This is a genomic window from Salinisphaera sp. S4-8, from assembly GCF_040361235.1.
GTDB lineage: Bacteria > Pseudomonadota > Gammaproteobacteria > Nevskiales > Salinisphaeraceae > Salinisphaera.
Genome location: NZ_APNF01000002.1, coordinates 308,205 through 321,699, shown reverse-complemented (window position 1 = coordinate 321,699; position 13,495 = coordinate 308,205). Strand labels below are relative to the sequence as shown.

Genomic DNA, 13,495 nt, shown 5'->3' with positions numbered 1-13,495 from the left:
GGCCAAACCTTTCGTATCCCATTTGCTCGTCGATACTGCCATGACTCAAACCGCCGATGCCGCTGCTGTTCGCCACGATTGGCGTGCTGACGAGGTGCAAGCCTTGTTCGCACTGCCTTTCGCGGACCTGATCTATCGCGCCCAGAGCGCGCATCGGGCGCATTTCGATGCCAACGCGGTGCAGCTGTCGACACTCATGTCGATCAAAACGGGGGCCTGTCCGGAAGACTGTGCCTACTGTCCGCAGAGCGTACGCTTCGATACCGGCCTCGAGCGCGAGGCGTTGTTGCCGCTGGAACAGGTCCGCGACGCGGCCCAGCGCGCACGGGCAGCCGGGGCCACGCGCTTTTGCATGGGCGCGGCCTGGCGCAGCCCCAAGGATCGCGATCTGGAGAAAGTCATCGACATGGTGCAGGCGGTCAAGGACGAAGGCCTGGAAACCTGCGTGACGCTGGGCATGCTCAAGGCGCGCCAGGCCGAAAAACTCAAGGCCGCGGGGCTGGACTATTACAACCACAACCTCGATACCTCGCCGGAGTATTACCAGGACATCATCACTACACGCACCTACGAGGATCGCCTGGATACGCTCGGTCATGTGCGTGACGCGGGCATCAAGGTGTGTTGTGGCGGCATTGTCGGCATGGGCGAAACGCCGCTGGATCGCGCCCAGCTGCTCTGCCAGCTGGCGAACCTGCCCGAGCATCCGCAGAGCGTGCCGATCAACAATCTGGTGCAGGTCGAAGGCACGCCGCTACACGGCGTCGATCCGATCGACGAGCTGGATTTCGTGCGTACGATTGCCGTGGCCAAGATCATGATGCCGGCCTCCTATGTACGGCTTTCCGCCGGTCGCGAGCAGATGTCGGAGGCGACCCAGACGCTGTGTTTTCTGGCTGGCGCGAACTCGATTTTCTATGGCGATCAGCTACTGACCACGTCCAATCCCGCGCATCTCAAGGATCTGGCGCTGCTCGACAAGCTGGGTATGCAGCCCGAAGCCTCGCCCAAGTACAGCGATATCGACGCCGGCCAGGCGCCGAGCGCCGATGCCGCGCCGCAGGGCGCACGTCAGCCAAGCGCAGCCGCCCGCGCCTCGTGAGCGCGACGCTGGCTGCCTATTGTGGCGAGCGCGTGGCCGCGGTGCGCGCGGCCGAGCGCTTTCGCCGTCGACGCGTGATCGAAGGCGCGCATGCGCCAGTCGTGGTCGCCGACGGGCGCCGCTGTGTGAATTTCTGCAGCAACGATTATCTCGGCCTCGCCGCCGAGCCGGCGTTGGCACAGCGCATGGCCCGTGCCGGCGAGACGCTTGGCACGGGCAGCGCGGCTTCGCAGCTGGTTACCGGCCATAACGCCGAGCATGCCGCGCTGGAAGCCGAACTCGCGGACTGGGTGGGGCGCGAGCGCGCGCTGGTTTTTTCGACCGGCTATGCCGCCAACGTGGGTGTGCTCAGCGCGTTGATGACGCGCGGCGACGATATCGTGGCCGATGCGCTCAATCATGCCTCGTTGATCGATGGCGCACGCCTGTCGGGCGCGCACAAGCATGTCTATGCGCACGCCGATGCCGCCGATGCGGCCCGTAAACTGGATGACTGCTGTGCCGGCAATCGCCTGCTGGTCACCGATAGCGTGTTTTCGATGGATGGCGATACCGCGCCCTTAGCGGCGCTGGCTGACCATGCCGATAGCCACGGCGCCTGGCTAACCGTGGACGATGCCCACGGTCTGGGGGTGTTCGGCCGTGAGGGCGCAGGCCGGGTGGCCGAAGCCGGCCTGAACAGCCAGCGGGTTCCGCTGTTGCTGGCCACGCTCGGCAAATCGGTAGGCGCGGCCGGCGCATTCGTCGCCGGTGACGAGGTGGTTATCGAGGCAATCCTGCAAAGCGCGCGCTCGCTGATCTTTTCTACCGCGCCGCCGCCGGCACTCGCCGCCGCGGCCCGACAAGGCGTGGCGATGGCACGGGCCGGTGATGATCGTCGGGTGCATCTCATGGCGCTGATCGCGCGTTTTCGCGCCGGCGCGCGCGCGCTTGGTTTGCCGGTCAACGACTCGGACAGCCCCATCCAGCCGCTTATTCTCGGCGATGAAGCCCGGGCGCTGGCGGTCAGCGATGCGCTGTTGGCGCGCGGTTTTCTGGTCGGCGCCATTCGTCCGCCGACGGTCGCGCCGGGTAGCTCCCGGCTGCGTATCACCTTGACCGCCGGCCATGGCGAATCCCAGGTGGATGCGTTGTTGGACGCGCTCGCTGACGTGTTGGCCGCGGCTGAAAGCCGGCGCAGCGCATGAGCCTGCACATGCAAAGCGTGGGCACGCAGGGGCCCGATCTGGTGTTTCTGCACGGTTGGGGCCTGTCGGCACGGATCTGGGAATCCCTGGCGGCGCGGCTGAAGACGCGTTTTCGTTGTCATCTGGTGGATCTACCCGGTCACGGCGAAAGCCCGCCCGGGCCGACCGGGCTCAATAACTGGGTCGACGCGGTCATGGAAACCGTCGAGCGGCCCGCGGTGTTTGTGGGCTGGTCGCTGGGCGGGCTGATCGCGCTTGGCGCGGCCCGCCGGTATCCCGATCGGGTGCAGGGGCTGGTGCTGGTGGCCACGCTCGCGCGCTTCATACGCGAGTCGGGTAACGACTACGGTATGAAGCCGCAGGCCATCGAGGCGACGCGGCGCGGCCTGAGCGAGGATTTTTCCACCACCTTGAGCGAGTTTCTCATGCAGCAGGTGCTCGGCGAGCCGGGCGCGGCACGGGCAGTGCGCAGCCTGCGCAACGATCTCATGGACCAGCCGCCGGCGCGCGATGCGCTGGAGCGGGGCCTGGATATTCTCTTCGAGGCCGATTTTCGCGCGGTATTGGCCGATATCGCGCAGCCGGCGCTGGTGATTGCGGGCGCGCGCGATCGCATGGCGCACCCCGACGGCATGGCCGCGCTGGCCCATGCCTTGCCCAATGCGGCGTTCTGGCGCGTCGAGCGCGCGGCCCATGCACCGTTCATTTCTCATGAAAAGCCGTTTGCCGATCGTCTGGCTGCCTTTGCGAGCGATTGCGCGGACGATAGCGAGCGCGCATGAGTGCGACCACGCTATTCGTGACCGGTACCGATACAGGGATCGGCAAGACCCGGGTGGCGGTTGCCTTGCTGAACGGGCTGCGCGCGGCCGGTTTTCGCGCGGTGGGCTATAAACCGGTCGCCAGCGGCTGCGAGGCGACGGTCGAAGGTTTGCGTAATGAGGACGCGCTGGCGCTTCAGGCCGCGAGCACGCCCGGCTGGGACTACAGCGCCATCAATCCGATCGCGCTCGCCGAGCCGATCGCGCCGCATATCGCTGCGGCCGAGCAGGGCGTGACCATTGATACTGCAGTGCTGGATGCCGGCCACGCGCGTCTGGCCGCGGCCAGCGACTGGGTCGTGGTCGAGGGCGCGGGCGGTTGGCATGTGCCGCTCAACGACGAAACGGACTTTGCCCAGTGGGTGGGCGCGCATCGCTGGCCCACGCTGCTGGTGGTGGGGATGCGCCTGGGTTGCGTCAATCATGCGCTGCTCAGCGCGCATGCAATCGCGCGCACGAACGCGCTGGCCGGCTGGGTCGCCAACCTGCTGCCACCGCTACAGCCACGACTGGAAGCCAATATTGCTTGTCTGCAGCAGGCGATGCCGACGCCGCTGCGTGCACGTCTGGCTTGTCATGCGCCGGCGGATACGGCGATGAATCCCCAGCCGTGGCTCGCGCGTATAAGCAGGTGTGAATGAAGGCTGAATCGTTTGCCAGCACAATAGCGCTTCGCATAAACTCTCGGCCGGAGGACACGGCGGGATGTCGAGCCGATACGAAACCACCGAACCGATGCGCCGCTTGGTCATTGCCCCGAACGGGTCGTTGTCGGTAGCGCAGGCACAGTGGTTTTTCATCGGCATGTGTGGCGTGTCGTTCGGTATCGCGGCTGTGCTGACGGTGTTCGGTCTATGGCTGATCTGGCCATTCGCCGGGCTGGAAATGGCCGCGCTTGGGGCAGGTCTCTACCTGAGTCTGCGCGACAACGGTTACCGTGAGGTCATATCGGTTTACGAGGATCGTATCGAGGTCGAAGCCGGCCTCAACGAGCCCGAACGGCGCTGGGAGTTTCCGCGTTTGCTGACTCAGGTCCGGTTGAGTCCGGGCGTGTATCGGCATAGTCCGTCGCGCTTGCTGCTGACCCGCCACGGCCATGGCTGTGAGCTGGGGCGCTGCCTGAGCGAACAAGAACGGGAGAAGGTCGCCCGCCGGCTGAAAGCGTGGGTGACCGCGCCGCAACTATCGTCACAGCACGACGATGGTCGGCAACGTGTTTTATAGAGAGCGATTATGAATAAAATCAGCATTCTGTCTCGATCGGGCCTGGTCGCGCTTGGGGCGTTGGCCATGTCGCCGGCGCATGCCGCGTGGACGCTCAACATGAATGAGGGCGTCACCGACCTGACGAGCAAGGTCTTCGGCCTGCACATGCTGATTTTCTGGATCTGCGTGGTCATCGGTATCGGCGTATTCGGCGCGATGCTCTACTCGGTGATCGTGCACCGCAAGTCGCGCGGCTTCGAGGCCTCGCATTTCCACGAATCCACGGTCGTCGAAATCGCCTGGACGATCGTGCCCTTCATCATTCTCATCGCGGTGGCCATCCCGGCCGCCGGTACGCTGTTGCAGATCGAGGATTCCAGCAATCCCGACATGACCATTCGTGTGACCGGCTATCAATGGCTCTGGGAATACGATTATGTCGATAGCGACGTGCATTTCTTCAGCCGTCTCGATCGCGCCAGCGACGATGCGCGCCAGCTCAATTCCGGTATCGACCCGAATACGGTCGACAACTACCTGCGCAACGTCGATAACCCGATGGTCGTGCCGGTGGATACCAAGGTGCGCCTGCTGTTGACCTCGGGCGACGTAATTCATTCCTGGTGGGTGCCGGAGCTCGGCGGCAAGAAAGACGCGATCCCCGGTTATATCAACGACATGTGGTTCCAGGCCAACGAAACCGGTGTCTACCGCGGTCAGTGCGCGGAGCTGTGCGGGCGCGGTCATGCCTTCATGCCGATCGTCGTGAAAGTGGTTTCGCAGGACGATTACGACGCCTGGGTACGTGAGCAGGGCGGTAATCCGAACCCGCAATCCGATCTGGCCACGGGCCAGCCCAGCACCAACCAGGCCAACGCGCAGGCCCAGACTTCGGGCGACGAAAGCGCGACGGCCGGCACGGCCACCGAAGCGCGTACCGAAGACGGCAGTACCAACGATCCGCAGGCCGCCAAGGAAAGCATCGTGGGCGTCGGCGAGTCCGACGACCAGGGCGGCGACAGCGCCGAACAGAAAGAAGCCGAAGCCTCGTCCGATCGTGGTTCCCCCAAGGTGCCGGACCCCGATCAGGAAGATCAGTCGTCGGCTGACGGCAACGATCAGCAGGACGATGCCGCGGCCGCAGGCGACGAAATGTCGCGCGACGAGTTGATGAGCCAGGGCAAGCAGGTGTACGGCAATCTCTGTGCGGCCTGTCATCAGCCGGATGGCAGCGGCATGTCGGCAGCGGGTTTCCCGGCCATGAAGGGCAGCGCGGTTGCCACCGGCGACGTCGATGCGCATATCGGCCAGGTTCTCAATGGCAAGGGCGCGATGCCGCCGTACAAGGGGTCGCTCGACGATACGCAGATCGCGGCCGTCGTCACATACGAGCGCAACGCATTTGGTAACGATACCGGCGACGTGGTGCAGCCTTCCCAGGTTGCCGCGCAGCGATAAGTAGACCGTTTGCACGACGGTTCAGGAGTTTGCGATGAGCACTGTCAATCCGACTGATACCCACCACGATCATCACGATCACCACCACGGCCCGGTGACTTTGGCCGATGGCGTGTGGCCGTGGATGAAGCGCTGGATCGGTACCACCAACCATAAGGATCTGGGTACGCTGTACCTGATCTTTTCGTTCACCATGCTGTTCATCGGCGGGCTGATGTCGCTGGTGATTCGTGCCGAACTGTTCGCCCCCGGCATTCAGTTCGTCGACCCCGGCTTCTACAACGAAATGATCACCCTGCATGCGCTGGTGATGATTTTCGGTGGCGTCATGCCGGCGTTCGTGGGTCTGGCCAACTGGATGGTGCCGATGATGATCGGCTGTTCCGATCTGGCGCTGCCACGTGTGAACAACTGGGGCTTCTGGATTCTGCCCTTTGCGTTCACCATGCTGCTGGGCACGCTGTTCGTCTCCGGTGGCGCGCCGGCTTCGGGCTGGACGATGTATCCGCCCCTGGTCATGCAGACCGGTAATGCCTTGCCACTGATGGTGTTCGCCATCCATCTGGCCGGTATTTCGTCCATCACCGGTGCCATCAACATCGTGGTCACCATCCTGAACATGCGCGCGCCGGATATGCCGCTGCTCAAGATGCCGCTGTTCGTGTGGACCTGGCTGATTACCGCCTATCTGCTGATCGCGGTGATGCCGGTGCTCGCCGGCGCGGTCACCATGATCCTGACCGACCACTTCTTCGGCACCACCTTCTTCGATGCCACCGGCGGCGGCGACCCGGTCCTGTTCCAGCATATCTTCTGGTTCTTCGGGCACCCCGAGGTCTACATCATGATTCTGCCGGCCTTCGGCATTGTCTCCACGATCATCCCGGCCTTTGCGCGCAAGCCCCTGTTCGGGCATGACTCGATGGTCTATGCCGTGGCGTCGATCGCGTTCCTGTCGTTCATCGTCTGGGCGCACCACATGTTCACCGTGGGCATGCCGGTATCGGCCGAACTGTTCTTCATGTTCGCGACCATGCTCATCGCCGTGCCCACGGGCGTGAAGGTCTTCAACTGGGTCGCCACCATGTGGCGCGGCTCGATGACCTTCGAAACGCCGATGCTGTTTGCCCTGGGCTTCGTGGTGCTGTTCACCATCGGTGGCTTTTCGGGCCTGATGCTCGCGCTCACGCCGGTGGACTTCCAGTACCACGACTCCTACTTCGTGGTTGCGCACTTCCACTATGTGCTGGTGCCGGGCGCGATCTTCTCGATCATCGCCGCCATCTACTACTGGATTCCGAAGTGGACCGGCGTGATGTACAACGAAAAGCTCGGCCAGTTCCATTTCTGGTGGAGTGCGGTCTGGATCAACGTACTGTTCTTCCCGCAGCACTTCCTGGGTCTGGCCGGTATGCCGCGTCGTATTCCCGACTACGCCACCCAGTTCACCGATTTCAACGTGATCTCGTCGATCGGTGCGCTGATGTTCTTCCTCGGCCAGTTCGTGTTCATTTACAACATGATCATGTGCATGCGCGGCGCGGGTAAGAAAGCTACCGGCCGTGTCTGGGAAGGCGCGCGCGGCCTCGAATGGACGGTGCCGTCGCCGGCGCCGTACCACACCTTCGAGCAGCCGCCGAAGATCGACCCGCGTGAGCTGGCATAGCCGGACAGGGAGCGACAATGTCGCCTAAACGCAAGAATGCGGTGCTCGCGATTGCACTCGCGGGCATCGCCATCGGTGTTTATGTTGCCTTCTTCTTCGAGATGGCGGCACGCTAGCCGAGATAGTCAGGGGAGAGGGGGGCGTATGCGTTATACGCCCTGCAACGGCCGGGCCCGAGTGACGGGCCGATGGCAGCAAGGATAGAAGCAAGGACCGATCGTTATGGCCACGCATACCAGCGAACACCACAAATATTACGTACCGGAACCGTCGCCGTGGCCGTTCATGCTCACGGTTGCCTTGTTCCTGATGCTGGGCAGTGCCGGGTTCTGGCTCAATGGCCACACGGGCGTCGCGCCCTATATGGCGGCGATCGGCCTGGCGATGGTTCTGGTGATGGTGTTCATCTGGTTTCGTGATGTGGTGCACGAAAACCGTACTGGCGCCTATGGCGTGCAGGAAGACCGCACGTATCGCTATGCGATGATGTGGTTCATCTTCTCCGAGGTCATGTTCTTCGCCGCGTTTTTCGGCGCGTTGTTCTATACCCGCATGATCGCGCTGCCCTGGCTCAACGGCGAGGGCGAGAAGTTCTTCACCAACGTCTATCTGTGGCCGCAGTTCGAAGGCGCCTGGCCGAGCAACGGCCCCGGCAATATCGGTGGCGAGTTCGAAACGGTCAACGCCTGGCATCTGCCGCTGATCAATACGATTTTGCTTCTGACCTCGTCGCTGACCATCACCTGGGCGCACTGGGGACTCAAGGAAGACAATCGCTGGAAGCTGTGTCTGGGGCTGGCTGCGACTGCCGCACTGGGCGCTGCCTTCCTGTATTTCCAGGCGTTCGAGTACTACGAGGCCTATGAGCATCTGGGCCTGACCCTGGGCTCGGGCATCTATGGTTCGACGTTCTTTCTGTTGACCGGTTTTCACGGCATGCACGTGACGCTCGGCACGATCATGCTCATCGTCATTCTTCTGCGTTGCCTGAAGGGACATTTCAGTTCGCACGACCACTTCGGGTTCGAAGCCGTGGCCTGGTACTGGCACTTTGTCGACGTGGTCTGGCTGGGCCTGTTTATCTTCGTTTACATCCTTTAAACGAACACCCGAGCCGATGGCAGCGCAGCCAGCAACGGCTGCGCCTGCATACAGATCAAGTCTCGGTTTGCTATGAACCGCAGCGGCCACCCGCCGCCTGCCGGGTAGATCTCGTGAGCGCGGCTCCGCGGTCCGACAACGGCGATTGACCGTTGCGCCGCCCGCGCTGTGATTGCTTGACTGATCGTCAAGACCCGTAAGCAACGGCCGCGAGCGATTTGGTATCCGGCTAGTCGGGCACGTAGCGGGCTTGCGCCGAGCCGGCGTTGACGTTGAACGTTGCTACTGGCCGAGGTTATGCGGTTGTACGATACCGGTCAGATACCCGATGACGAGCAGGGTGATCAGCAGTATTGACAGGGCGATTCGCCAGGTCAGCGCCTTGACCGTGCGTCGAGTATCGCCGGTATCACGTACCAGAGACATCAGCCCGTAGCCCAGGGCCGCGACGATGGCGATCAGGAACATGATGATGACTATCTTGACCATATGCGCTTAGGGCGCTATCGGTTCGCGCCCCCCTGGTGGGGATGGGTGATCGTGTGTGTGGGCGTTGCGGCGCTGTCGAGCCTGGGTGTGTGGCAGATCGACCGCGGCGAGAGCAAGCAGGCGATGCTAGCGCAGCGTCAGGCTGCGGGCAAAAGCCCGGCCCGGGATTTTGCAAGCGCAAGCCCTGCATCGCAGGCTGCCCCGCCCGAATACGGTGTTCGTTACACGCTGCGAGGGCGTTTGGATGCGCAGCATCAGGTTTTGTTCGATAACCAGGTGCGCAACGAACGTATCGGCTATCACGTATGGACGCCGTTGATTCTGGCCGATGGCCGGCGTGTGATGATCGATCGAGGCTGGATACCGCTGGGCCCCGGCGGGCGTGCAAAGCCGCCCGAGCCGGATGCGCCCGCCGGCGTGCTGACCATGACGGGTATGTGGCGTGATCTGCCCGAGCCGGGGATGCGTCTGGGTGGCGATTCGGCGTGCCGTCAGCAGGGCTGGCCGCGGGTGCTCAACTATCCGAACATCAAGCAGCTGCGCTGTCAGTACGATGGCCCCGTGGTCGACGGGCTGTTGCTGCTCGACGAGGCGGACCCGCGCGGCTTTGCACGCGATTGGCAGGCCCAGTTCGATCAGATGCCGCCGATTCGGCACTTCGGCTACGCGTTGCAGTGGTTCGCCATGGCCTTCGCGGTGGTCGTGATTTTCGTGGTTCTCAATGTAAGGCGTATCCGATGACGACACAGACCCGCCAGCGTCTGAAGCTTCTGGGCGTGATCATGATCTTTGTAGGCCCGCTGGCGCTGGCCTATCTGCTCTATTACGGCCTGTCGTACGGTGGGCCGGGCACCAATGGCGGGACGTTGATCGACCCGGCCATGCGCGTTCCGGATGTCATGCTCACCGACAGCGAGGGTGCCCAGACGCCGAGCGGCCAGTTGTTGGAGCAGAAATGGACGATTCTGCAGGTCGCGCCCGGCGGCTGCGATACGGCCTGCGAGACCTCGCTCAAGGAAACGCGCCAGATCCGCGCGCTGCTGCATCGCCGCGCCACGCGCGTGCAACGCGTGCTGTTGACCGATGCCCAGCCGTTGCCGGCGATGCCCGAACAGCCGGACCTGAGTCTCTACCGCGCACCGCTGGAAGATTTTCGTGATCTGTTCGAAAGCCAGGATGCGATGACGCCCGGCACGGTTTATCTGATCGATCCCCTGGGTAACTGGATGCTTTACTATCCGCCCGGCGGCGATGGCTCGGCGTTGTTCAAAGACGTCAAGCACCTGCTCAAGCTCTCCCATATCGGCTAGACCCGGACCCGCGTCATGACCCGTTTTCGTCTGAACCTGATTACGATCTGTCTGGCCTTTGTGGTGATCACGCTGGGCGCGTTCGTGCGCCTGTCGGATGCCGGTCTGGGCTGTCCGGACTGGCCCGGCTGCTACGGCCATCTGGATGTGCCCACCGCCGAAGCGGATGTGGCCGCGGCCAACGAACGTTTTGCCCATCGCCCGGTCGAGGCGCCCAAGGCCTGGAAGGAGATGATCCATCGCTATGCGGCGGGCACGCTCGGTCTGCTGATTCTCGCGATGGCACTGTTCGCCCTCAAACGCAGCAGCAATCCCCACCAGCAACACGTTCTGCCCTGGGTGTTGCTGGTGCTGGTGGTGTTTCAGGCGCTGCTAGGCATGTGGACCGTCACCTTATTGCTCAAGCCGCTGATCGTGACTGCCCACCTGCTGGGGGGCATGGCCACCTTTGCCTTGCTTGGCTGGTGTCTGTTTCGCCAGGGCGCATTGTTCGAAGGCTTTCGTCTGCGTATGCGCCGCGGACTGCGGATCGCTGCCGGCGTGGCCCTGGCATTGTTGATCGGCCAGATCTTTCTCGGCGCCTGGACATCGACCAACTACGCGGCGATGGCCTGTCCCGATTTCCCGACCTGCCAGACCTACTGGTGGCCGCCGACGGACTGGTCGACTGCGTTTACGCTCTGGCATGGCTTGGGCATCAACTATGAATACGGCATTCTCGATAGCGTGCCCCGGGCGACCATCCACTGGGCGCATCGGCTGGGCGCGGTCGCGATTGCGCTAACCATGCTGGGGCTTGCCGCGCTGCTCTGGCGCGCTGGCCAGAGCGACCGGCGTTGGCGCGGTATGGCCCTGACGCTGCTCGCCGCGGTCGCTCTACAGATCGGTCTGGGCGTGTCGGTGGTGGTCTTTCACCTGCCGCTGCCGGTGGCGGTTGCCCACAACGGTGGGGCGGCCCTGTTATTATTGACGCTTATGGCCATTAACCACGCAGTCTGGAAAGCGCGCGATCATGTCTAGCTCGTCCAGCTCAAGCGCCGCCTTTGATCGTTCGTCGCTGTCTCAGCGGCTGACGGATTACTACGAGCTGTGCAAGCCGCGCGTGGTGTTGCTGATCGTGTTCACGGCCATGGTGGGCATGTTTCTGGCGACGCCCGGCATGGTGCCAATCGACGCGCTGCTGTTCGGTACGCTCGGCATCGGGCTGATGGCGGCTTCGGCGGCTGCGGTCAACCAGATGCTCGATCGCAAGGCCGACCAGCGTATGGCGCGTACCCGCGAACGTCCGCTGGTGACCGGCCATCTGGATATGGCGCAGTCGGCGCGTTTCGCCGCCGCCATCGGGCTGGCCGGCATGGCGATTCTGCTGTGGCTGGTGAATGCGCTCACCGCCTGGCTTACGCTGGTCACCCTGATCGGGTATGCCGGCATCTATACCGTCTATCTCAAACGCGCGACGCCGCAGAATATCGTCATCGGCGGCGCGGCCGGCGCGGCACCGCCGCTGCTGGGCTGGGTGGCGGTCACTGGCACGGTCGATGCACATGCATTGATTCTGTTTCTCATCATCTTCATCTGGACGCCGCCGCATTTCTGGGCGCTGGCCATCGAGCGCCATCGCGAATATGCCCAGGTGGATATTCCCATGCTGCCGGTCACGCACGGGTTGGAATACACCCGCACCCAGGTGCTGCTCTATACGGTGTTGTTGTTCATCGTATCGCTGCTTCCGTTTGTCACGGGTATGAGCGGGCCGTTGTATCTGGTCAGCGCGATCGGCCTGTCCGGCTGGTTCCTGGTGTATGCGATTCGGCTCAAATACGCGCCCAAGCCCGGGCTTGCGATGCGTACGTTCGGCTATTCGATTCTCTATCTGATGGCTCTGTTCAGCGCGCTGCTGGTCGATCACTACGTGCCGGTGGTATTCGGCAGCTGATTTGCGCTAGGCCCCGCTGATCGCCTGATCGAAAGCGCGCAGCCGATCGACTACCGCCTGTTTGCCCGGCTGTTCGGCCAGGGCTTCTTCGGCCAGCGGCGCGATCGCGCTGGCTTGTGGCATCGGCGCATTGTCTTCGATCAACGCCCGCATGCGCGGGATGAAGATGAATTGCAGCCATTCGCTGAATGCCAGCGTGTCGGCACAAAACGGCGTACGGCTCGCCATGGCGGCCGGCGAGGGCACATCGTCATGCCAGTAGTCGGCGCCGCGCATGGCCTGTTCGATCGCGAGCACCAGGTCGGCCAGCTCGTAGAGGCGTGAGAGTTCGTCGGTCATTTCGGATGATTTAATTAATGTCGGGCCCTAGAACGGCCACCACCAGGGACTGGAGTGCTCGAGATCCACGCGACAGCCCTGCAACTGGCGGGCATAGCGATCGGCACGCGCGTTGACCTTGCCAGCGGTACGCCGCAGCCACGGTTTGCGCCGGTAGCTGCCGCGTTTATACCCGGTCTGGCCTTCGTGATAGGCCAGATACTGGCTATAGGCATCCCATTTGGAAATACCCAGCATGGCGTGGCTTTTGGCCATATACCAGCCGACAAAATCGGTGGCATCGTCGAAATCGTCGCGATCGGCCCAGCCATTGCCGCTGTCGCGCTTGTACCAGTCCCAGGTGCTGTCCAGGGCCTGGGTATAGCCGTAGGCCGAGGTGATATGCGTCCACGGAATGAACCACAGCAGACGCTTGCGCGGCGGGCGTGCATCGCCCACGAAGCGCGACTCCTGATAGATGATGGCCATCTGGACATGAATCGGCGCGCCCCAGCGATCGAAGGCTGCATCAGCCGCATCGAACCAACCGCTCTTTTCGTAGAAGATGTCGCAGACATTGCCGGTCGCGCGCGGCGGGGCGGTCACGCAGCCGCCGAGAACGGCTGCAATGCAAATCAGAACAATACGGTGCATGGTGAAAGCGTAGCAGAGCCTGCGCGGATTGCGGCTGCTTGTCGCGCGCTCGATCGGTGCGACGGGCTATTTGGCGCGGCGATGAGCCCGCCGCGGCGTTCGCCATACAGGCCGGTGCGGTCTTGAGGCGGGCGGCGCGATAAGACCCGGCTGGCACCGACCGGTATAATGCGCGGCCCGACAAACGACGCGCCAGCGCAAGACATGGTCCGGCTGGACGCGGTTTGTATATGTGCAAAAGTTATAA

Annotated in this window: 15 protein-coding genes; 12 read left to right on the top strand and 3 right to left on the bottom strand. The window is 63.1% G+C overall.

Translation table 11 applies throughout. The annotated features are described in order from the left end of the window. The first annotated feature begins 40 nt into the window (after positions 1–40). The 8 genes from bioB to S4A8_RS04035 all read left to right on the top strand — a co-directional run bounded on the left by bioB (position 41) and on the right by S4A8_RS04035 (position 8,541). A complete protein-coding gene (gene bioB / locus S4A8_RS04070; RefSeq protein ID WP_353219143.1) occupies positions 41–1,102 on the top strand; it encodes a biotin synthase BioB in 1,062 nt (353 codons plus the stop codon). Beyond that, positions 1,099–2,289 (top strand): 8-amino-7-oxononanoate synthase, encoded by a 1,191-nt coding sequence (gene bioF, locus S4A8_RS04065; protein ID WP_353219142.1) that lies wholly within the window; start codon positions 1,099–1,101, stop codon positions 2,287–2,289. Before bioB ends, bioF begins: the two co-directional genes overlap by 4 nt. After that, positions 2,286–3,071, top strand: a complete 786-nt coding sequence (bioH, locus tag S4A8_RS04060) for a pimeloyl-ACP methyl ester esterase BioH (protein WP_353219141.1) — start codon at positions 2,286–2,288, stop codon at positions 3,069–3,071. Before bioF ends, bioH begins: the two co-directional genes overlap by 4 nt. After that, on the top strand, positions 3,068–3,751 hold the full coding sequence (gene bioD, locus S4A8_RS04055) for a dethiobiotin synthase (RefSeq protein ID WP_353219140.1): 684 nt from the start codon (positions 3,068–3,070) through the stop codon (positions 3,749–3,751). The genes bioH and bioD overlap by 4 nt, the downstream gene beginning before the upstream one ends. 64 nt (positions 3,752–3,815) lie before the next feature. Further along, positions 3,816–4,334, top strand: coding sequence for a DUF2244 domain-containing protein (locus tag S4A8_RS04050; protein ID WP_353176677.1), 519 nt, complete (start codon positions 3,816–3,818; stop codon positions 4,332–4,334). A gap of 9 nt (positions 4,335–4,343) precedes the next feature. After that, a complete protein-coding gene (gene coxB, locus S4A8_RS04045) occupies positions 4,344–5,774 on the top strand; it encodes a cytochrome c oxidase subunit II (RefSeq protein WP_353219139.1) in 1,431 nt (476 codons plus the stop codon). Between the two features lie 34 nt (positions 5,775–5,808). Continuing rightward, complete coding sequence (gene ctaD / locus S4A8_RS04040) at positions 5,809–7,440, top strand: cytochrome c oxidase subunit I (RefSeq protein WP_353176680.1); 1,632 nt, start codon at positions 5,809–5,811, stop codon at positions 7,438–7,440. Positions 7,441–7,662: 222 nt separating this feature from the next. Continuing rightward, positions 7,663–8,541, top strand: a complete 879-nt coding sequence (locus S4A8_RS04035) for a cytochrome c oxidase subunit 3 (RefSeq protein ID WP_353219138.1) — start codon at positions 7,663–7,665, stop codon at positions 8,539–8,541. A 282-nt stretch (positions 8,542–8,823) separates the two neighbouring features. Here S4A8_RS04035 and S4A8_RS04030 read toward each other — a convergent pair whose 3' ends face one another. Beyond that, positions 8,824–9,030: a twin transmembrane helix small protein gene (locus S4A8_RS04030; protein WP_353176683.1), complete on the bottom strand. Its 207-nt coding sequence runs from the start codon at positions 9,028–9,030 to the stop codon at positions 8,824–8,826. Here S4A8_RS04030 and S4A8_RS04025 point away from each other — a divergent pair, their 5' ends adjacent. The 4 genes from S4A8_RS04025 to cyoE are packed head-to-tail and all read left to right on the top strand — an operon-like array spanning position 9,031 to position 12,276. Then, on the top strand, positions 9,031–9,771 hold the full coding sequence (locus tag S4A8_RS04025; protein ID WP_353219137.1) for an SURF1 family protein: 741 nt from the start codon (positions 9,031–9,033) through the stop codon (positions 9,769–9,771). Continuing rightward, the gene (locus tag S4A8_RS04020) at positions 9,768–10,340 is read left to right on the top strand and encodes a redox-active disulfide-containing membrane protein (protein WP_353219136.1); all 573 of its coding nucleotides are present in this window, start codon (positions 9,768–9,770) and stop codon (positions 10,338–10,340) included. Before S4A8_RS04025 ends, S4A8_RS04020 begins: the two co-directional genes overlap by 4 nt. A 15-nt stretch (positions 10,341–10,355) precedes the next feature. Further along, on the top strand, positions 10,356–11,360 hold the full coding sequence (locus S4A8_RS04015; protein WP_353219135.1) for a COX15/CtaA family protein: 1,005 nt from the start codon (positions 10,356–10,358) through the stop codon (positions 11,358–11,360). Beyond that, entirely contained in the window at positions 11,353–12,276 is a 924-nt protein-coding gene (gene cyoE, locus S4A8_RS04010; RefSeq protein ID WP_353176691.1) for a heme o synthase, read from the top strand. Before S4A8_RS04015 ends, cyoE begins: the two co-directional genes overlap by 8 nt. A 6-nt stretch (positions 12,277–12,282) precedes the next feature. Here cyoE and S4A8_RS04005 read toward each other — a convergent pair whose 3' ends face one another. Together S4A8_RS04005 and S4A8_RS04000 are read right to left on the bottom strand one after the other, a co-directional pair. After that, complete coding sequence (locus tag S4A8_RS04005) at positions 12,283–12,615, bottom strand: YqcC family protein (RefSeq protein ID WP_353176692.1); 333 nt, start codon at positions 12,613–12,615, stop codon at positions 12,283–12,285. A gap of 27 nt (positions 12,616–12,642) precedes the next feature. Beyond that, positions 12,643–13,248 (bottom strand): transglycosylase SLT domain-containing protein, encoded by a 606-nt coding sequence (locus S4A8_RS04000; RefSeq protein ID WP_353219134.1) that lies wholly within the window; start codon positions 13,246–13,248, stop codon positions 12,643–12,645. Between the last annotated feature and the right edge of the window lie 247 nt (positions 13,249–13,495).

Bases quoted from the DNA above. Each gene is read 5' to 3' on its own strand.
- bioB (WP_353219143.1), top strand. From the start codon at position 41: ATGACTCAAACCGCCGATGCCGCTGCTGTTCGCCACGATTGGCGTGCT.
- bioH (WP_353219141.1), top strand. From the start codon at position 2,286: ATGAGCCTGCACATGCAAAGCGTGGGCACGCAGGGGCCCGATCTGGTG.
- bioD (WP_353219140.1), top strand. From the start codon at position 3,068: ATGAGTGCGACCACGCTATTCGTGACCGGTACCGATACAGGGATCGGC.
- S4A8_RS04050 (WP_353176677.1), top strand. From the start codon at position 3,816: ATGTCGAGCCGATACGAAACCACCGAACCGATGCGCCGCTTGGTCATT.
- coxB (WP_353219139.1), top strand. From the start codon at position 4,344: ATGAATAAAATCAGCATTCTGTCTCGATCGGGCCTGGTCGCGCTTGGG.
- ctaD (WP_353176680.1), top strand. From the start codon at position 5,809: ATGAGCACTGTCAATCCGACTGATACCCACCACGATCATCACGATCAC.
- S4A8_RS04035 (WP_353219138.1), top strand. From the start codon at position 7,663: ATGGCCACGCATACCAGCGAACACCACAAATATTACGTACCGGAACCG.
- S4A8_RS04030 (WP_353176683.1), bottom strand. From the start codon at position 9,030: ATGGTCAAGATAGTCATCATCATGTTCCTGATCGCCATCGTCGCGGCC.
- S4A8_RS04025 (WP_353219137.1), top strand. From the start codon at position 9,031: ATGCGCTTAGGGCGCTATCGGTTCGCGCCCCCCTGGTGGGGATGGGTG.
- S4A8_RS04020 (WP_353219136.1), top strand. From the start codon at position 9,768: ATGACGACACAGACCCGCCAGCGTCTGAAGCTTCTGGGCGTGATCATG.
- S4A8_RS04015 (WP_353219135.1), top strand. From the start codon at position 10,356: ATGACCCGTTTTCGTCTGAACCTGATTACGATCTGTCTGGCCTTTGTG.
- cyoE (WP_353176691.1), top strand. From the start codon at position 11,353: ATGTCTAGCTCGTCCAGCTCAAGCGCCGCCTTTGATCGTTCGTCGCTG.
- S4A8_RS04005 (WP_353176692.1), bottom strand. From the start codon at position 12,615: ATGACCGACGAACTCTCACGCCTCTACGAGCTGGCCGACCTGGTGCTC.
- S4A8_RS04000 (WP_353219134.1), bottom strand. From the start codon at position 13,248: ATGCACCGTATTGTTCTGATTTGCATTGCAGCCGTTCTCGGCGGCTGC.